We start from the raw sequence: 18059 nt of genomic DNA, 5'->3' as shown, positions 1-18059 counted from the left end.
ACGGGACGTCGGCCCCGAATGACCGTAGTTGACCGTGGCGCTTCACCCCTCCACAATGACTGACCAGTCAGTCATTGTGGAGGGGTTGCTGATGTGTGCCAGGAAGGTCGAGTCCGCTGCGCGCCGGAAGATGATCCTGAACGCGGCAGTGCGGGTGTTCGCGCGGCAGGGGTACGCCGCGGCGCGGGTCGACGACGTGGCCCGGGAGGCGGGGGTGGCCAAGGGGAGTGTGTACCTGTACTTCGACAGCCGCGACGCACTGCTGGCCGCCGTCTTCGAGGAGTACGGGGCCCGGTCCCGGGCCGTGCTCCAGCAGGCGCGGAGCGGCTCCGGCGGCGGGCTGGAGCAACTCGCCGTACTGGTGCGGTCGGTGGTGGCGATGCTGGCCGAGGAACCTGAAGTCGCCCGCATCCTCATTGACCTGTGGGCCGCAGGCAGTCAGGAGACCGGTCCAACGGTGGACATGTCCGCCGAGTACCGCGAGTACAGAGCCGTGATCGCCGAACTGCTGGCGAGGGCCGAGAGTGAAGGGACCCTCCGCGCAGGGATCGGTGACGCCCATGCGGCCGTCGTCGTCGGCGCGATCGAGGGGTGCGTGTTGCAGTGGATCGTGGATCCGGCGGTGCCGATCGCGGAGCTGGCGGAGCCGATCATCGAGGTCTGCGTCGAAGGTCTGCGGTCCAGGGTGGAGTCATGAGCGTGGGGGGAACCTCGGCAGCCGTTCGGTGGGTCGATGCGCGGCTCGTGGCGCCACAGGCCACACCGGGCGAGAGGCTCGTCTGCTACGCGAGCGCAGTGCTCGGCGCGGCCTTCGCCTTCGCCCTCGTCCGAGGGTCGGAGATGCCGATGGCCGCTCAACTCGTCGTTGCCGCAGTGGCGTTCGACCTGTTCGGCGGTGCGGTGGTCAACGCCACCGGGGCCGCCAAGCGATGGTTCCACCGGCCTGGGCGTACCAACGGTCACCACTTCGCGTTCGTGGCCGTCCACGTCCAGCCGTTTCTGCTCGCCCTGGTCGTGCCGGGGTACGGCTGGACGGCGGCGGCGGTGAGCTACGGATTGGCAGTCACCGGGGCGGCTGCCGTGCTGGTCGCCTCACCGTTGCTGAGGCGACCAGTAGCCTTCGCCGTGACGGTACTGGCCACCGCCGGTGTGCTGACGCTGGTATCCGTTCCCCGTGAACTTGCCTGGGTCGCCCCCGTTTTGCTGATCAAGCTGCTGCTGGCTCATCTGCTTCCCGAGGCGGAAACCGCTTCCGACCGCCTGGCCCAGAGCTGACTGCGGGCCGAGGGAGCAGCCAGCTGACGAACACACCCCGGGGCTTCCTCCAACGGACCCTTCGGCGTCACAGGTGGCAAACTGCCCGTCCCGCTGTCCCATTCGGGGGATCGCCCCGCCTGCCCTGGTCCGCTCCCGGGCTTCCGGTGTGTGGGCCTACGGTGAGCGTCATGCCTCACGACATCGCACGCTTGCATCACGTCGGTCACGTGGTCAGCGACATGACACAGGCCATGGCGCTTTACCGACGGCTCGGGTTTCGCCTCCCGCCGCCCAGCGTGCCGGCGCTGGCGCCCCGTGAGGGCGCCGTGCCCGAGCCCTTCGGGGCAGCGAACACGCACGCCGACCTCTCCCGGAGCTTCATCGAGTTGGTGACACCGGTGCAGCCCGGGAACACGGCGGGGTGAACACCGTCGGCCGACCGGTCGAGACCCGCAACGGCGTGCGCACGGAGCTCGTCCGCTACCTGGAGATCGACGGTGCGCCGGAAGGCCGGGGCGGCGGCGTCGCCGACTTGGACCCCGAATTCCAGCACACCCGTCACCTCGACCATCCCAACGGCGCCCAGGACCTCGTCGAGGTGGTGCTGTGCGTTCCTAACGGACAACTCCCCCTGGTTCGCGAGCGGTACGAGCGCTATCTGGGCCGGCCGATCTCCACGGAGGGGCCGGTCACCCTCCTGGCCAAGGCCGACCTGCCGGACCTGTTGCCGGGTGAAGAACCGCCCGCGCTGCCTGCGCTTGTCGCGTGCACAGTCTCCGTCCCCGACATCGCTCGGACGCGTGCGCTGCTGGCAGAGAACGGACTTCCCGCACGCGAGACGGGCCGAGGGGAGCTCTTCGTTCCGGCGGGAGCGGCCCTCGGTGCAGCGCTGGTCTTCCGGGAGGTCAGAGAGGGGGCGTAGAGGTTCGGCTCGTTGTCACGGGACGTCGGAGCCGCGTGGTTCCACTTGGGCCTGCGGCGTCAGGTCGAGCGGTGAGGTCACCGAGCCGTCCTCGCGGAGCGTCGCGTCCGTGAGCTCGGACAGTGAGTCACCGCGCCGGATCAGACACGCGTGGAAGACGTCCCGAAAGGGTCGTGAAGCCGAATGCCTCGCCCCCAGGCGTTGGTCGAGGCCTAGGCCGGGCTGCGCGGAGCGGACTCAGTCTCCGCTGCTTTCGTCTACGGCGGGCATCGGGCCCCCACCCGGGTGCCATTTACTGAGGAACCCGCTCTGTCGACTGACATCGACGAGTTCGATGCGTGCCCCGATGCTGTCCATACGGTGATAGGCGAACGGACGGCCATAGGGGCAACCGGAGAAGTCCGTGGGCATGCCCTCCTGCACCAGGCGTCGGGAGCCTCGTACGACGTCGCTGGACCAGAAGCCGATGTGATCGAACCTGGCTCCCCCCGACGCGTCCCAGGGGCTGCCCGCGGGCCCCTCGATGAGCTCGATGAACGGCGGCCCGCCCGTACTGAAGACGATGCGGTAGTCCCATTCGCCGAGCCGGTCCTCCAGCGGGGCGCTCCACTCGACCCCGGCCGAACGTCGAAAGTCCTGCATCGCTTGCTCGATGTCCTGGACCACAAAGCACACGTGATAGAAGGCAGTCATCTACTCATGATCGAGTACTCCACCCCAGCGATACATCGGACATGGCCTGCCGGGCTGACCCTACGCAGCAGGGTCAGCCGTCCCACGTGGAAACCCAGTTGGGCAGCCAGCCTGGCACCAGCCCTTCCGGCGAGTGAGAGACCGATACGTTCCCGGACGCGGCCCAGCCACGTGGTGCAGCACGCGTACGGTGCGGTCGACTGAGCGGACGGATCGGGGAACGTACGACGCGGGCAGGCGTACGTGCCGCAGATGAGGCGGCGGATCGGCAGATGGAGCACAACGCTCTGCCCGTCGAAGGCAATGGTCAGCGCTCGTTGCGGCCACCGGAGAGGTCCAGCAGAACCGGTGTCCCCGCCCCGCCGCCCGGCGGCCCACGGCGCCGGGCAGTGCCCAGGTGGTGGCCTGGTTCGCGCTGACGACGGGTTTGCCCGGGTGCGCTTCGAGGGCGGGCTGGACGTCGTAGGTGGGCAGGACCGCCTCGCGCACCTGCTCCTCGTTCACCGCGTACCCGTTCTCGGTCGGGGCCGTCGGGGAGCGCGACGGTGTCGCAGGTCATGAGTGCGGGCCGGGTTGTTCCCGGGGCAACGGAGCTGTGGCGGGCCCCTGGAGGACCTCGCCGTCCACCCCGAACCTGGACCCGTGGCACGGGCATTCCCACGTGCGCTCGGCGTCGTTGAACCGCACCAGGCAGCCCATGTGGGTGCACCGGGCCGCCACGCGGTGCAGCGTGCCGGAGTCGTCGCGGTGCACCGCGACGTGCCGCGTCCCGTCGCGCACCACCGCACCGCCGCCCTCGGGGATGTCAGCCACGGAGCCGGTGCGGTGGGGCAGCCGGTCGCCTACGAAGTGCCCCGCGACGGTCCCGGAGGTGCTCAGCACGGCGGGCGTCTCGTGCCGGGGGCTCAGCCGCACCGGATCGTAGAGGTCCGCCCACGACGAGGCCTCGGGCGCGCCTTCGGCCGGCTCGCTGTCCGGGCCCGTCTCACGGGCGACACGGGCGATCCGCGCGGCCAGCAGCCGGCCCGCCATCACTCCGCTGCTCATTCCCCAGCCGTTGAATCCGGCAGCCACCCAGGTGTGCCGGGCGCCGGGGCGCAGCCTGCCCACGAAGGGCACCCCGTCGGACGGTTCGTTGTCCTGGGCCGCCCAGCGGTGCGTGAGGGTCACGCCGGGGAACCGGTCGGTGGTCCACCGCTCCAGCCGCGCGTACCGCTCCTCGACCCCGCCGTCGCCGGGGGTGAACTTCTCGCCGGTGACGATCAGCAGCCGCCGCTCCGCGCCGTCTCCGAAGGGTGCCGTACGTACGGAACGGGTCGTGCCCTCCGGCGTCAGGTAGATGCCCCGCGGGTCCTGTTCGGCCGGGATCGGTCCCGCCACCACCAGCTCGCGGTGCGGCTTCAGCCGGGGGAAGAGCAGGGAGCGGTCGAAGACGGGGTAGTGCGTGGCCACCACCACGTCGCGGGCCCGCACCACGGGCCCGCCCGCGACCGTGAGCCGACACGGGTCCCCTTCGTGCAGTCCGGTCACCCGGGCGCCCTCGAAGACCAGCGCGCCCCGCCGCTCCATGTCCGCGACCAGGGCCAGCAGGTACTTGCGGGGGTGGAACTGCGCCTGGTCCTCCACCCGCACCGCGCCCGCCACGGGGAACGGCAGCCCGGTCTCCGTGACGTACGTCGCGAGCAGTCCCGCCTCCCGCGCGGCCTCGGCCTCCGCGACCACGGCGCGCGCGTGTTCCCCGGACTCGCTGTAGGTGTACGCGGCAAGGCGTTCGAAGTCGCAGTCGATCCCCAACTCCTCGCACACCGCCGCCACATGGTCCACGGCGTCGCGCTGCGAGCGCGCGTACAGGGCAGCGGCGTCCGCGCCACGGGTCTCGCGCACCCGCTGGTAGGCGAGGCCGTGCAGGGCGGACAGCTTGGCCGTGGTGTGGCCGGTGACGCCGGACGCGATCCGGCCGGCCTCCAGGAGGGCGACCGTCCGCCCTGCGCGGGCGAGCTCCCAGGCCGTACAGATCCCGGCGATGCCCGCGCCGATCACGGCGGTGTCGACGGTGATCCGGTCCGCGGGGGGCGGGTGGGGTGCGCCGTCGTCGTACTCCATCCAGTACGAGCCGGAGCGGTGGGTGGCACTGCTGCGCATCGGCTGCTCCTTGCGAGTCGTTCGTGGGGCTGCGGAGTACCCGGGCCGCGCACGCCTACACGTGTGCCCCCGTTCGGCGGGTCATCTCAGCTTCACCGCCGGTGGGTGGTGTCGCACCACGGGCAGCGGCGCCGTAATTCCACGGGCATGCGTACGGACGTGTGTACGGACAGGTGTACGGACGTGGAGTTCGGATACCCGGACCGGGGCCGGGCCGCTGCGGCCGAGGGCACACGCGTGCGGCAAGCGGTGTCGTACGAGGGATGGGGCAGGAGGGCCGGCCATGGGCAGGCACATCGTGGTGACGGGTGCGACGGGGAACGTCGGGACGAGCGTGGTGCGGGCGCTGGCCGAGGACCCTGCGGTGGGTTCGGTACGGGGGCTGGCCCGCCGGGTTCCGGAGGAGACTCCGGTCAAGACGACCTGGGTGGAGTCCGACCTCGGAGCGGCGGGCGGCCCCGGCAGCCGTCAGGGATCGGTGGACGAGCTGGCCGTCCTGTTCCGGGACGCGGACGCGGTCGTGCATCTGGCGTGGCTGTTCCAGCCGACACACCGGCCGGAGGTCACCTGGCGCACCAACGTCCTGGGCAGCATGCGGGTCTTCGAGGCGGCGGCGCGGGCCCGGGTGCCCGCGCTGGTGCACGCCTCGTCGGTGGGGGCGTACTCCCCCGGCCCCAAGGACCGGACGGTGGACGAGTCCTGGCCCACGCACGGCTGGCCGGACGCCGCGTACTGCCGGGAGAAGGCGTACCTGGAACGGGTGCTGGACGTGCACGAGCTCCGGTATCCGGAGCAGCGGGTGGTACGGATGAGGCCCGCGTTCCTCTTCAAGCGCGAGTCGGCGAGCGAGCAGCGGCGGCTGTTCGCCGGGCCGTTGCTGCCGAACCGGCTGGTGCGCCCCACGGCGCTGCCCGTCGTACCGCACGTACCGGGGCTGCGGGTGCAGGCGCTGCACACGGACGACGCGGCACGGGCGTACCGGGCGGCGGTTCTCGGCGAGGTGCGGGGCGCGTTCAACCTGGCCGCCGGTCCCCCGGTGGACGCGGAGGTTCTGGCGGAGATGTTCGGGGCGCGGGCGGTACGGATGCCCCGGGCGGTGGCGCGCGGGGCGCTGGCGGCGGGGTGGGGCGCGCGGCTGCTGCCCGCGTCGCCGCACCTCTTCGACGCGGTGCTGCGGATGCCGTTGATGGACTGCGCGCGGGCGGAGAAGGAGCTGGACTGGCGGCCGGAACGCACGTCGGTTCAGGTGCTGCGGGAGTTCCTGGGCGGGCTGCGGGACGGCAGCGGCGGTGACACTCCGCCGCTGGCCGCGCGGGTTCCCGGTGGGCGGGCGGGTGAGGCGGCGACGGGGATGGGCACGCGTCCGTGAGGCGTGGAGCACGCGTCCCCGAGGCGCGGAGGCGTGCCACCGCGTCCCCCTCCGGGCCGGTGCGAAATCAACCTGAATCAACAGGTTCATCCCGCATATCAGGGGTACCCAGGCCCCGACAACGGCCGGCGCCCAACGACGACGGCATCCCCTGCACCCCGGAGGCACCCCGTGGACAAGTCCAGCGCCAGCACCCCCCAGTCGCACCCGGTGAAGGAAGCCGCCAGCAAGGTCATATCGGCCCTGAGCGGCGACGGGGGCGAAGGACCCCGCATTCCCGGCCGCCCCGCGCCCGAGCCGCCACAGGTCGACGAGCCGACCGGGGTACGCCCCCCGCTGCCGCCCAAGGCCGACCAGCGCGGGCCCGCCACGGTGAGCCCCACCGGCGAGGCCACCGGAATCGACCAGGACGTGGTGGCCCAGCGGGACGCGTACCTGACCACCGCCCAAGGTGCCCGCCTGTACGACACGGACCACTCGCTGAAGGCGGGTGAGCGGGGTCCGACCCTGCTCCAGGACCACCACCTCCGCGAGAAGATCACCCACTTCGACCACGAGCGCATCCCCGAGCGCGTGGTGCACGCGCGCGGCGCCGCCGCGCACGGCGTCTTCCGGGGGTACGGGACGGCCGCCGCGATCACGAAGGCGGCGTTCCTGACGGAGGGCACGGAGACGGAGGTCTTCGTACGGTTCTCCACCGTCCTCGGCTCGCGCGGCTCCGCCGACACGGTGCGCGACACCCGGGGCTTCGCGACGAAGTTCTACACCGGCGAGGGGACGTTCGACCTGGTCGGCAACAACATCCCGGTGTTCTTCATCCAGGACGCGATCAAGTTCCCGGACGTCATCCACGCGGGCAAACCGCACCCTGACCGGGAGATCCCGCAGGCGCAGAGCGCGCACGACACGTTCTGGGACTTCGTCACCCTGCACACCGAGGCCACCCACCACACGCTGTGGAACATGTCCGACCGGGGCATCCCGCGCTCGTACCGGATGATGGAGGGCTTCGGCGTCCACACCTTCCGCCTGGTCAACGCCGAAGGTGCCACGACCCTGGCCAAATTCCACTGGAAGCCGAAGCTGGGCGTGCACTCCCAGGTGTGGGAGGAGGCCCAGATCACCGCCGGCATGGACCCGGACTTCCACCGCCGCGACCTCGCGGACGCCATCGAGGCGGGCGCGTTCCCGCAGTGGGAGCTGGGCGTGCAGGTCTTCCCGGACAATTCCGAGCAGGTCTTCGAGGGCATCGACCTCCTCGACCCGACGAACATCGTCCCCGAGGAACTGTCCCCGGTGCAGCCGATCGGGCTGCTCACCCTGAACGCCAACCCCACGAACTACTTCGCCGAGACCGAGCAGGTCGCCTTCCACCCCGGCCACCTCGTCCCCGGCATCGACGTCACCGACGACCCGCTGCTGGCCGGGCGGCTCTTCTCCTACCTGGACACCCAGATCTCCCGCCTCGGCGGCCCCAACTTCGGCCAGCTGCCCATCAACCGGCCGCACGCACCCGTCAACGACATGCTCCGCGACGGCATGCACCAGACCGCCGTCCACAGCGGCGCCGCCCCCTACAAACCCAACTCCCTCGACGGCGGCTGCCCGTTCCTCGCGGGTGAGGACGTCTCGGCGTACATCGAGGTGCCGCAGGCGGTCGAGGCCGGGCGCAAGGTGCGGCAGGCTCCCTCTTCGTTCGACGACCACTTCACGCAGCCGCGGCTGTTCTGGCTGAGCATGACGCCGACGGAGCGCGAGCACATCATCGCCGCGTACACCTTCGAGCTGAACAAGTGCTACGAACAGGCCATCAAGGAAAGGGCGTTGAAGGTACTCGCCAACATCGACCCGGAGCTGTGCGGGCAGGTCGCGATCGGTCTCGGGCTGCCCGCCCCGGAGCCGACCGTACCGCTCGCGGACGTGACGCCGAGCCCGGCGCTCTCGCAGCTCGGCAAGAAGTGGCCGACGCAGGGCCGGATCATCGGCATCGTGGCGGGCGGCGACGGCGACCTCGCAGGCGTACGGGCGGTACGGGACGCGGTCGAGGCAGCGGGCATGGTGCCGCTGGTGATCGCACCGGCCGGCGGCAAGCTGGACGACGGCGAGGGCGAACCGGTCACCGTGCAGCGGACGTTCACGACCGCGCGCTCGATCGAGTTCGACGCGGTCCTGCTGGCGGGTACGCCCCTGCCAGGTGCGGACGCGTACGGCGCACGGGACGCGAAGGCCGACGAACGGGCGGGCGGCCCGACCGATCCGCGCGTACTGCTGCTGGTGTCGGAGGCGTACCGGCACGGCAAGGCGATCGGCGGCTGGGCGGGGGCGGCACCGGTGCTGGAGGCGTCCGGGGTGTCGGAACTGGCACCGGGTGTGGTGCTGGGCGACTCGGGACCGGCGGTACTGGAGGAGGTCACCGGGCTGCTGGCCGCGCACCGGGTGTGGGAGCGGTTCCCGACGGGTCTGTGACGGGACCTGTGACACGGGGCGGGTCCTGGAAAGCCGGGGCCCGTCCTGCGAGTGGTGCGGCCGGGGTCATCCATGGGTGCGTCGCACTCATGCGGTGTCCTCTCGTGCGGGGCGCAACTCGACATCCGCTTCGAGGAGGCCGTCCCCTTCCTGACCCGGTTCGGCTCCCTCTGACGGCAGGCCCGTCCGGTCCTGCTCTTCTTCGATGCGCCCGCGCACCGCCTGGAACTGCGCCAGATCCGAGGCGGGCCAGGATTCCGCAACCGTGCCGACGGTCTGCTCCTGGCCGGACGCGGCGTCCGAGGCACCGTCGGCCTCGGTGGGTTCCGACGGCATGGCTGGGGTCGGCATACTCGCGCTCCTCTCCTGCGTCTTACGTCGGCTGAGCCCCTCTGCGGCCCTGTGTGCCTTGGTCGGCCCACGGCAGAGAGACTCCCTCGACCAGCCCACACCTTGGCCGGGCCGGCAGCCACGTGTACCCGGTCCGGCATCCGCCACACCCCCGGCCACTTCCCTCTGCGGAAGCGGAGAATTCCGTGTAAACCGGATGGCGGAGGGCACCCGGCCGGTGCCGACAGACGGAACGGCCGACCAGACGGCCGACCGGTACCCCAGGAGGATTCGTGGCCGTCCGACACCAGCTCATCCGCCGCTCCCCCGACGCTTTGTGGGCGGTGCTCAGTGACGAGTCGCGCTACCACGAGTGGGTGGTGGGCACCGCCTCCACGTACCCGGACGGCGGAGGCTGGCCGAAGGAGGGAGCCACCCTGCGCTACACCGTCCGGCTGGGCCCCAAGGAGTTCGAGGGGCACACCACGGTGCGCCGCCACGAGCCGCCGCACGCCCTGGAGCTGGAGGCGCACAGCGGCCCGCTGGGTACCGCACGGATCGCCTTCGACATCAGGCCGTGGGGCGAGAACACCCTGGTGATCCTGGACGAGCATCCACTGCGAGGGGTGGGCGGCGCGCTGCACAACAGCGTGCTGGACGCACTGCTGCAGCTGCGGCACCGCAGCCTGCTGGCCCGGCTGGCCCGGGTGGTGGAGCGGTCGACGCCGAAGACGGCAGCGCCGCCGAAAACGCCGGACGGGAACGGGCGGTCCGCCCATGCCTGACGCGGCGGAGGCGGCCGATGCCGTGGTGATCGGCAGCGGACCCAACGGGCTGGTCGCCGCGAACCTCCTGGCCGACGCTGGCTGGCGGGTCACCGTACTGGAGGCGCAGGACGACCCCGGCGGCGCGGTCAAGAGCGACCGCGCGGTCCATCCGGAGTACGTCAGTGACGTGTTCAGCGCGTTCTACCCGCTGGCCGCCGCCTCCCCCGTCGTCGCCGCCCTCGGCCTCGACCGGTACGGGCTGCGCTGGAGCCACGCCCCGCACGTCCTCGCGCACCCGTTGACCGACGGCAGCTGTGCGGTGCTCGACCGCGACCGTACGGTGACGGCCGCGAGCCTCGAACGTTTCGCACCGGGCGACGGGCAGGCGTGGCTGGACCTGTGCGAGGGCTGGGACCGGGTGGGCGAGCACATCCTGAAGGCGCTCTTCACCCCCTTCCCGCCGGTGCGCGCGGGCATCGGTCTCGCCGCGCGGGTACGCGCCGCGGGCGGCCTGCGCTTCGCCCGGGAACTCCTGCTCCCGGTCAGGAGGCTGGGCGAGGAGAGGTTCAGGGGCGAAGGCGGCGGGCTGCTGCTCGCGGGCAACGCCCTGCACGCCGACCTCGCCCCGGAGGCGGCGGGCAGCGGCGGCTTCGGCTGGCTGATGTCCATGCTGGGTCAGACGTACGGCTTCCCGGTTCCGGTGGGTGGTGCGGGTGCGCTGACCGACGCCCTGGTCGCCCGGCTGCGCGCGCTCGGCGGAAGCGTGCACTGCGGGCGTCCCGTCACCGAGGTGGTGGTACGGGAGGGGCGCGCGCTCGGGGTCCGTACCGCCGACGGTGACGCGGTCCGCGCGCGGCACGCCGTACTCGCCGACGTGTCGGCCCCGCATCTCTACGGCGACCTGGTGGACGCCGACGCCCTGCCCCCGCGCGTCCACGAGGACCTGCGGCGCTTCGCGTGGGACTTCGCGACGGTCAAGGTGGACTGGGCGCTGGGCAGCCCCGTCCCGTGGAGCGCGCCCGGAGCGGCCGGGGCAGGCACCGTGCACCTCGTCGACGGAATCGACGAACTCACCCGGTTCGCGGCCCAGTTGGCCACCCGGCACATCCCGGACCGGCCGTTCCTGCTGTTCGGCCAGATGACCACCGCCGACGCCTCCCGCTCCCCCGCGGGCACCGAGTCGGCCTGGGCCTACACCCACGTACCGCACGAGGTACGGGGCGACGCCGCGTACGCGGGTCTCACGGGGCGCTGGGACAAGGGCGAGCAGGAGGCGATGGCCGACCGGATGGAGGAGCAGGTCGAGCAGTACGCGCCCGGCTTCCGCTCCCGCATCCGCGCCCGCCGCGTCCTGGCGCCGCCCACTCTCCAGGCCGCCGACGCCAACCTGCACGGCGGAGCCATCAACGGCGGCACCGCTGCCCTCCACCAGCAGCTCTTCTTCCGCCCCGTACCGGGCACCGGCCGCCCCGAGACCCCGGTGCGCGGCCTCTACCTCGCGTCGGCCTCCGCCCACCCCGGCGGCGGCGTGCACGGCGCACCCGGCTCGAACGCGGCCCGCGCGGCACTGCGGGCACGAGGTCCGCTGCACACCGCCACCGTGGCGGCCCAGCGGGCACTGACCCGACGACGGCACTGACCCACGCCCGCCCGCCCCCAAAAAAGCACCCACCAGACATAAAGCCAGACCTCAGGCCAGACATCAGGAGAGACACCACGATGGACAGCACCCTTCCCCTCCTCCTCAAGGGCTACGCCTGGCTCCCCGACCGGCAGCGCCGCGAAGGCCGTTGGCCGGTGCGCACCCGGTTGGCCGGGCACCGCGCGCTGGCCCTGCACGGCCCGGAGGCGGTGCGCTGGTTCTACGACGAGGAGCACGTCGTACGGCAGGACGCGCTGCCGGGGCCTCTCCTGGACACCCTGTTCGGCCGTGGCGCGGTGCACACCCTGGACGGTGAGCACCACCGCGTCCGCAAGGCGATGTTCATGGCCGAGCTCAAGGACGCGGCGGGCCTGCGGGACCTGGCCGACCGCGTGGCACGGGAGTGGGACCTGGCGGCGGCCGACTGGGCGCGCCGGGAGAGGGTGGTGCTCCTCGACGAGGTCCCCGAAGTCCTCACGCGCGCGGTCTGTGGCTGGGCGGGCGTCGCCCTGCCCGAAGGGCCGTACGGGGCACGGCAGTTGGCCGATGACCTGATGGCGATGGTCGACGGCTTCGCCACGGCGGGTCCCCGGCACTTCCGCGCACGGCGGGCCCGTACCCGGCAGGAGGCGAGGATCGCGGATCTCGTGACGGCCGAACGCGAAGGGGCGAAAGGGGCGGGTGAAGCGAAGGGACACAGCACGGAGGTACAGGGCAAGGAGGGCACGGTGTTCACCGCCGTCGCCCACCACCGCGACGCCGACGGCACGCTCCTCGATCCGCACACCGCGGCCGTCGAGGTGCTCAACGTCATCCGGCCGACGGTGGCCGTCAGCTGGTTCGTCGCCTTCGCCGCGCACGCGCTGCACCGGTGGCCCGAGCAGCGCGAGCGGCTCGCCACGGGCGACGGCGCACAGGCGATGGCCTTCGCCCAGGAGGTGCGCCGCTTCTATCCGTTCGCGCCGTTCGTCGCCGGTCTGGCGACGGACACCGCGGAGTGGGAGGGTCAGCCGGTGCCCGAGGGGACCATGGTGTTGCTCGACCTCTACGGCCATAATCACGACCCGGCGCTGTTCCCCGACCCGTACACCTTCGACCCTGGCCGCTTCCTGGCCCGGGAACCCGGCCGGGACGAGCTCGTCCCGCAGGGCGGCGGCGACCCCGCCACGGGCCACCGGTGCCCCGGCGAGGACGTGACCCTCGCCGTACTGGCGACCCTGGCCCCGAGGCTCGCCCGCCTGACGTACGACGTGCCGGATCAGGACCTGTCCATCCCCCTGCACCGCATGCCGACCCGGCCGCGCAGCGGCTTCGTCCTGGCGAACGTACGGACGAACGCGCAGGAAGCCTGAGGCCGCCACGCCCTCCCGCCCAAGAGGCCCGACGGGACAGATCTGCGAATCTGGACGACATGACGAAGAGTGCCCTGCTGGTCATCGACATGATCAACACGTACGACCACGACGACGCCGAGCTGCTCCTCCCGACCGCGGCCCAGGTCGTCCCCGTCATCGCCGGACTGCTGAAACGAGCCCGCGCCTCCGGTGCGGACGTCCCGGTCATCTACGTCAACGACAACTTCGGGGAGTGGCGCTCCCACCACGGCGAACTGCTGCACACCGCTCTCTCTGGCCCGCATGCCGAACTCGTGGAGCCCCTGCGGCCCGACGACGCCTCCCTCTTCGTCATCAAGGCCCGGCACTCGGTCTTCTACGAGACGCCCCTCAGCCATCTCCTCACCGAACTCGGCGTCGACCGGGTCATCCTGTGCGGCCAGGTGACCGAGCAGTGCGTGCTGTACTCGGCACTGGACGCGCACATCCGTCACCTTCAGGTCACGGTGCCCCGGGACGCCGTCGCGCACATCCATCCCGATCTCGCCGACGCGGCGCTGCGGATGATGGAACGCAACATGGGCGCCGAGATCGTGCCCGCCGACGCGCTGGAGTTCTGACCGGCCCGCTCAAACAGCCAGGGCGGATCACCAGCACCCGACAGCGGGCCTGCCGTGAGGCCGGGCGCGTCTGCGGTGCGCGTTCATGCTTCCCAGGTGACCGGGAGGCTCTTCACCCCGTAGACGTCTGCGATCTCCGGGCGCAGGGCGACCTCTTCGGCCGGTACGGCCAGGCGCAGCGCGGGGAAGCGGTTGAGCAGTGCGGGGAACGCGACTCGCATTTCGATGCGGGCCAGCTGCTGACCCAGGCACAGGTGCGTGCCGTGGCCGAAGGCCAGGTGCCCGCCCTCCTGGCGGCGGATGTCAAGTACGTGGGGGTCGGTGAAGCGCTCGGGGTCACGATTGGCGGTGTTGTACGAGAGGAGGACCGTCGTGCCTGCCTTGATGGTTTGGCCGCCCAGTTCCACGTCCTCCGTGGCCGTCCGCATGGAGGTCTTGACCACACTCAGGTAGCGCAGCAGTTCCTCGACGGCCCGGTCGGTGAGGGAGGGGTCGTCACGCAGTGCGTCCAGTTGGGCGGGGTTCTGGAACAGTGCGAAGGTGCCGAGGGCCAGCATGTTCGCGGTGGTGTCGAGGCCGGCCGCCAGCAGGATCAGGCTGATGCCCTGGAGTTCCTCGTCGGTCAGGTCGCCGGCGGCGAGTTCGCTGAGTACGTCGTCGGTGGGGTGGGCGCGTTTGGCGGCCACCAGCTCCGCGAGGTACTGCTGGGTCGCGGTGTAGGCGGCGGTCAGTTCCTCGTCGCTCGGTTCGCCGTTCATGAACGAGTCGATCTGCTGCTGGAAGGAGTCCCGCTCCGCGTAGGGCACTCCCAGCAGCTCGCAGATGACGATGGTGGGGATGGGCTTGGCGAACGCGCTCACCAGGTCCGCCGAGGGGCCCGCCTTCTCCATGGCGTCCAGGCACTCGGTGGTGATCTGCTCGATCCGTTCGGTGAGCTGCCGCATCCGCCGCACGGTGAACTTGCCCACCAGTGGCTTGCGGTAGCGCGCGTGCTCCGGGTCGTCCATGAGGAGGAACTCGCCGGGCGGCGCCGGGGGCAGTTCGAAGTCGACGATGTTCAGGAGGTCCTTGCGTGAGCTGAACCGCGGATCGGCCAGCACCGACTTGACCAGGTCGTACCCGGTGATCAGCCAGCCGGGTATGCCACCGGGGTGGGTGAAACCGCTGATTTCTCCGTGCCGGCGGGCGTCGAGGAGTTCGGCGGGAGGATCGAAGGGGCAGCCGGGCGTGCGGGCGGTCGGAAGTGCGGGGACGGTGTGGAGCGCTTCACTCATGACCATTCTCCATCTCGCGAAATGACGTGGTCCCACGGCACTTGCCTCGCGTGGGTAGAGGACGCGTTCCTGTGCCTGCCCACGACGAAGGCTGGGCCGAACGGCGCCTACATGGCGTCAGGTTGGCACCATTCTGGCGCCAATTCAAGTCCGTAGATGGATTCTGGCGCCACCGTGGCATCAGCTCTGGTGGTGACCCTGCTGGGGTGGAGCGAGGGCTGGGCCGCCATGGAAGGCCCCCTCCCCCGCACTGGCAGAGCGACGTGCATCCGCCCTGCGGTGGTGCAAAGGCTCGCCGCCCACCAGGCGAATTCCGGTCAGCGAGACGCCGCCCGCGAAGCACTGCTCGCCGCACTTGTCGGCGCGGTCCGCCACCTCGCGCCGCGCATGGTCGAACCCCGCCCCCTGCACCGCCAACTGCGGCGCAGGGGGCGGGGTCAGCTCCTCCAACCCCACGACCGTGAACTGGGCACTCTGCACAGCCAGTTGGCTGGCCCGTCAGTCGAAATACGATGCGAGGGTGCCGCGCCGTCGGACATCGAGCGTCGCACAGTGGAATGACCCGCCGAACGGCGCGTAGTGCAGCAGATCGCACGGGATCGGTTCGAAGCCCCACTTCTCAAGTGCGCGCAGCATTCCGGTGTGATGCCGCTCGGCGATCACCCGCTTCTCATCGATCATGAGTACGTTCATGCTGAGCCACTTCCCGCACATCGAGGTCAACTTGAGCACGCGCTCGTCGATCGGGTCGGGCTCCGGGGCGACCAGGACGTCCCACGAGCTCAGCACCTCGGGCAGCCGGTCGATGTCGATGTACTCGGGATTGACCATCACCTTGCCCGGCCCGAGCAGCACGAACGTCGTGTCGATGTGCATGGGCGTACGGCAGCGACTCTCGATCTCGTGGATGCGATAGCCGGGCCCGAGGTGGCGACGCAGCCATTCGATTCCCATGCGGTTGGTGACATTGCTCCGCGTCACGAACAGATCGCGTCCCGCACGTACGAAGTCCGCCGCGTCGAATACCGGCTCGAACTCGGTGAGGATGTAGCGCATGGGTTCACCGGCGCGGGGAGCACGGAAGCCCTTCTCGAACAACCCGTCCGCGAGTTGTGGTTTCGGCGCCGCCGTCCAGCGCGCACCGCGCCGAAAGTAGTCCTTGAGGAGCGCGCGATAGGAATGAGCCTCGAAATACCGGCACGGCCACGCCATCGGGGTCTCGATGATCTCGTCACCGACCACGAGCAAGCTGTCCCGCGGACAGGTGTTGAACGAACCCCGCGACGACCAGTCAGGGGTGCTGAAACGGCGCCTGTGGTCGACCGCTTCCGGGCGGGTGACCCGGATATCGAGAGACTCCAGGAGAGCGATGAACTGATCGAGCTCGTCCTGCGCCGGCTCGATCAGCCTGCGCGGATACTTGAACCCGGCGGCCAGCCCTTGCAGCCGCGCTGCCCACGGCGGGATGTTGCAGGTCACGACCGGATGGCCCGAGGGGATCGTCGCGCCGTCGAGACGCCCGACAATGACCTCTTCCAGGGGGTCCCACTCGTTGTGTGAGTTGACGGGCGAAACGAGGGGTCCCGTACGGCTTTCACGGTCCTCTGCCGCCGACGAGCTGGGCCTTTGCACCACCGTCATGCTCAACCTCTTTCGATCGCAGAAATCAGCAACGCACGGCATTCAGAGCTCGGTCCAGTAAGTCCGGTAACCGGTAGCCAGTAAGTGGAGCGCCGGTGGCCGGATAGCGGCCACACCCCCTCCGGCCCCCTCGGCCAGTTCACGAGTTTCCGGAAGAGCTCACTTCAAACAACTGACCGGGCCGTCCGACACCCGGCGCGAGAGGAAGCCACACCGTTGGCCAAAAGGGCTTGTACACGCATCGATTAGCCAGTACGAGCAGGGCAACTCGCGTCGTATGGCACTCTTCGGCAAACCCAAGCAGCAGCACGGCGACACGGAACCGGCCCTGGGTACCGGCCCGGAGCGTCAGGTTGAGGAAGCCGCCCCGGACGAACCCACCGAGCTGCCCTCCCGTTCCTGGTGGTCGGTACTACGACGTACCGGCAAAGAGTTCCTGGACGACGATCTGCCCGACCGCGCGGCCTCGTTGACCTACTACGGAGTGCTGTCCCTGTTCCCGGCACTGCTCGTACTGGTGTCGCTCCTGGGCGTCATCGGGCAGTCCGCGACGCGCACCGTTCTGGACAGCCTGCAGCAGCTCGCGCCGGGCGCGGTCCGCGACCTCCTCGGTGATGCCGTACGCCAACTCCAAGACAGCGGGGGCACCAGCAGCATCATCGCGATCGCAGGCCTGGTCGCCGCCCTCTGGTCGGCATCCGGCTATGTGGCCGCCTTCATCCGCGCCGCGAATGCCGTCTACGACCTGCCCGAGGGGCGGCCGGTGTGGAAGCTCACTCCCCTGCGGATCCTGCTCACCGTGACGCTGATGATCCTGCTCGCCGCCAGTGCTCTGATCGTGGTGTTCACCGGAACACTGGCCGAACGGGCCGGGGACGTCATCGGGGCGGGCAGCGCGGCCGTCACCGTCTGGAACATCGCCAAGTGGCCGGTCCTGCTCGTGCTCGTGGCACTGATGATCGCCCTGCTGTTCTGGCGCGCGCCCAACGTCCACGGCCCCGGTTTTCGCTGGGTGAGCCCCGGCAGCGCGCTCGCGGTCGTGCTGTGGCTGCTGGCCTCCGGCGGCTTCGCGCTCTACGTCGCCAACTTCGGCTCGTACAACAAAACGTACGGCGCGCTCGCCGGCGTCGTCATCTTCCTGATCTGGCTGTGGCTGTCCAACCTGGCCATCCTGCTGGGCCTTGAGTTCGACGCCGAACTCGCCCGTGAGCGCGCCATCGCCGGCGGGCAGCCCGCTGACGAAGAGCCGTACGTCCAGCCCCGCGACACCCGCAAATGGCCCCGCCGCCGCGCCCACCGGCGGCAGGGAGACCACCGGACGACCTAACCAGGAGGAGCGCGCCCTCTCCCTTGACGGCCAACGCCGGTAGCCATGTTGATGGTTCGTCATGGGAAAGGGCCTCAGTGGCTGACCGCGCGCACCAGATCCTGTCCGCAGCACGGGAGTTGCTCGACACCGAGGACCTGGAGGCCGCCGAAGCCGAGATCGGAGCCGACCCTCCCCTGCTGGTGCTCGCCCGCGCCGCACTGCCCGAAGGGCTCGAAGACCGGGCGGCACTGCCGCCGGCCCGGGTCCCCGCGCACATGGCCTCATGGACCGTC

At 70.7% G+C, this 18059-nt stretch carries 17 protein-coding genes; 11 read left to right on the top strand and 6 right to left on the bottom strand.

Annotated features, from left to right (window positions below):
* Positions 1-55 precede the first annotated feature (55 nt).
* From ACZ5PB_RS33925 to ACZ5PB_RS33910, 4 genes are all read left to right on the top strand, one after another.
* Entirely contained in the window at positions 56-697 is a 642-nt protein-coding gene (locus ACZ5PB_RS33925; RefSeq protein ID WP_468696577.1) for a TetR family transcriptional regulator, read from the top strand.
* A complete protein-coding gene (locus ACZ5PB_RS33920) occupies positions 694-1275 on the top strand; it encodes a hypothetical protein (RefSeq protein WP_468696576.1) in 582 nt (193 codons plus the stop codon). The genes ACZ5PB_RS33925 and ACZ5PB_RS33920 overlap by 4 nt, the downstream gene beginning before the upstream one ends.
* Before the next feature lie 170 nt (positions 1276-1445).
* Complete coding sequence (locus tag ACZ5PB_RS33915) at positions 1446-1682, top strand: VOC family protein (RefSeq protein WP_468696575.1); 237 nt, start codon at positions 1446-1448, stop codon at positions 1680-1682.
* Positions 1679-2179 carry a hypothetical protein gene (locus ACZ5PB_RS33910; protein WP_468696573.1) on the top strand — a complete coding sequence of 167 codons (501 nt, stop codon included), beginning with the start codon at positions 1679-1681 and terminating at the stop codon, positions 2177-2179. The genes ACZ5PB_RS33915 and ACZ5PB_RS33910 overlap by 4 nt, the downstream gene beginning before the upstream one ends.
* Before the next feature lie 237 nt (positions 2180-2416).
* On the opposite strand, the gene ACZ5PB_RS33905 is transcribed toward ACZ5PB_RS33910, so the two are convergent.
* Positions 2417-2872 carry a VOC family protein gene (locus ACZ5PB_RS33905; protein ID WP_468696572.1) on the bottom strand — a complete coding sequence of 152 codons (456 nt, stop codon included), beginning with the start codon at positions 2870-2872 and terminating at the stop codon, positions 2417-2419.
* A gap of 555 nt (positions 2873-3427) precedes the next feature.
* Positions 3428-5014, bottom strand: a complete 1587-nt coding sequence (locus ACZ5PB_RS33900) for an FAD-dependent oxidoreductase (RefSeq protein ID WP_468696570.1) — start codon at positions 5012-5014, stop codon at positions 3428-3430.
* A gap of 283 nt (positions 5015-5297) precedes the next feature.
* Here ACZ5PB_RS33900 and ACZ5PB_RS33895 point away from each other — a divergent pair, with 283 nt between their 5' ends.
* Positions 5298-6383: an NAD-dependent epimerase/dehydratase family protein gene (locus ACZ5PB_RS33895; RefSeq protein ID WP_468696568.1), complete on the top strand. Its 1086-nt coding sequence runs from the start codon at positions 5298-5300 to the stop codon at positions 6381-6383.
* Positions 6384-6554: 171 nt separating this feature from the next.
* A complete protein-coding gene (locus ACZ5PB_RS33890) occupies positions 6555-8849 on the top strand; it encodes a catalase (RefSeq protein ID WP_468696567.1) in 2295 nt (764 codons plus the stop codon).
* 87 nt (positions 8850-8936) lie between these two features.
* Here the strand turns inward: ACZ5PB_RS33890 and ACZ5PB_RS33885 are convergent, their stop codons facing one another.
* The gene (locus ACZ5PB_RS33885) at positions 8937-9200 is read right to left on the bottom strand and encodes a hypothetical protein (protein ID WP_468696566.1); all 264 of its coding nucleotides are present in this window, start codon (positions 9198-9200) and stop codon (positions 8937-8939) included.
* 272 nt (positions 9201-9472) lie between these two features.
* Between ACZ5PB_RS33885 and ACZ5PB_RS33880 the strand changes: the two genes are divergently transcribed.
* From ACZ5PB_RS33880 to ACZ5PB_RS33865, 4 genes are all read left to right on the top strand, one after another.
* On the top strand, positions 9473-9964 hold the full coding sequence (locus tag ACZ5PB_RS33880) for an SRPBCC family protein (RefSeq protein ID WP_468696564.1): 492 nt from the start codon (positions 9473-9475) through the stop codon (positions 9962-9964).
* Positions 9957-11585: a phytoene desaturase family protein gene (locus ACZ5PB_RS33875; protein ID WP_468696562.1), complete on the top strand. Its 1629-nt coding sequence runs from the start codon at positions 9957-9959 to the stop codon at positions 11583-11585. The genes ACZ5PB_RS33880 and ACZ5PB_RS33875 overlap by 8 nt, the downstream gene beginning before the upstream one ends.
* 80 nt (positions 11586-11665) lie before the next feature.
* Entirely contained in the window at positions 11666-12940 is a 1275-nt protein-coding gene (locus ACZ5PB_RS33870) for a cytochrome P450 (protein ID WP_468696561.1), read from the top strand.
* 59 nt (positions 12941-12999) lie between these two features.
* On the top strand, positions 13000-13542 hold the full coding sequence (locus tag ACZ5PB_RS33865) for a cysteine hydrolase family protein (RefSeq protein WP_468696559.1): 543 nt from the start codon (positions 13000-13002) through the stop codon (positions 13540-13542).
* Between the two features lie 83 nt (positions 13543-13625).
* Here the strand turns inward: ACZ5PB_RS33865 and ACZ5PB_RS33860 are convergent, their stop codons facing one another.
* The gene (locus ACZ5PB_RS33860; RefSeq protein WP_468696557.1) at positions 13626-14816 is read right to left on the bottom strand and encodes a cytochrome P450; all 1191 of its coding nucleotides are present in this window, start codon (positions 14814-14816) and stop codon (positions 13626-13628) included.
* 498 nt (positions 14817-15314) lie between these two features.
* Entirely contained in the window at positions 15315-16457 is a 1143-nt protein-coding gene (locus tag ACZ5PB_RS33855; protein WP_468696556.1) for an amidinotransferase, read from the bottom strand.
* A 277-nt stretch (positions 16458-16734) separates the two neighbouring features.
* Between ACZ5PB_RS33855 and ACZ5PB_RS33850 the strand changes: the two genes are divergently transcribed.
* On the top strand, positions 16735-17784 hold the full coding sequence (locus tag ACZ5PB_RS33850) for a YihY/virulence factor BrkB family protein (protein WP_468696555.1): 1050 nt from the start codon (positions 16735-16737) through the stop codon (positions 17782-17784).
* A gap of 74 nt (positions 17785-17858) precedes the next feature.
* Here the strand turns inward: ACZ5PB_RS33850 and ACZ5PB_RS33845 are convergent, their stop codons facing one another.
* The gene (locus ACZ5PB_RS33845) at positions 17859-18041 is read right to left on the bottom strand and encodes a hypothetical protein (protein WP_468696553.1); all 183 of its coding nucleotides are present in this window, start codon (positions 18039-18041) and stop codon (positions 17859-17861) included.
* Positions 18042-18059: the final 18 nt, after the last annotated feature.

It is taken from the genome of Streptomyces sp. NPDC032721 (assembly GCF_055579625.1).
This window is presented reverse-complemented; position numbering and strand designations above follow the sequence as displayed.

Coding starts and splice junctions, on each gene's coding strand:
- ACZ5PB_RS33925 (WP_468696577.1), top strand. CDS start 56: ATGACTGACCAGTCAGTCATTGTGGAGGGGTTGCTGATGTGTGCCAGG.
- ACZ5PB_RS33920 (WP_468696576.1), top strand. CDS start 694: ATGAGCGTGGGGGGAACCTCGGCAGCCGTTCGGTGGGTCGATGCGCGG.
- ACZ5PB_RS33915 (WP_468696575.1), top strand. CDS start 1,446: ATGCCTCACGACATCGCACGCTTGCATCACGTCGGTCACGTGGTCAGC.
- ACZ5PB_RS33905 (WP_468696572.1), bottom strand. CDS start 2,872: ATGACTGCCTTCTATCACGTGTGCTTTGTGGTCCAGGACATCGAGCAA.
- ACZ5PB_RS33900 (WP_468696570.1), bottom strand. CDS start 5,014: ATGCGCAGCAGTGCCACCCACCGCTCCGGCTCGTACTGGATGGAGTAC.
- ACZ5PB_RS33895 (WP_468696568.1), top strand. CDS start 5,298: ATGGGCAGGCACATCGTGGTGACGGGTGCGACGGGGAACGTCGGGACG.
- ACZ5PB_RS33885 (WP_468696566.1), bottom strand. CDS start 9,200: ATGCCGACCCCAGCCATGCCGTCGGAACCCACCGAGGCCGACGGTGCC.
- ACZ5PB_RS33875 (WP_468696562.1), top strand. CDS start 9,957: ATGCCTGACGCGGCGGAGGCGGCCGATGCCGTGGTGATCGGCAGCGGA.
- ACZ5PB_RS33870 (WP_468696561.1), top strand. CDS start 11,666: ATGGACAGCACCCTTCCCCTCCTCCTCAAGGGCTACGCCTGGCTCCCC.
- ACZ5PB_RS33865 (WP_468696559.1), top strand. CDS start 13,000: ATGACGAAGAGTGCCCTGCTGGTCATCGACATGATCAACACGTACGAC.
- ACZ5PB_RS33860 (WP_468696557.1), bottom strand. CDS start 14,816: ATGAGTGAAGCGCTCCACACCGTCCCCGCACTTCCGACCGCCCGCACG.
- ACZ5PB_RS33855 (WP_468696556.1), bottom strand. CDS start 16,457: ATGACGGTGGTGCAAAGGCCCAGCTCGTCGGCGGCAGAGGACCGTGAA.
- ACZ5PB_RS33850 (WP_468696555.1), top strand. CDS start 16,735: ATGGCACTCTTCGGCAAACCCAAGCAGCAGCACGGCGACACGGAACCG.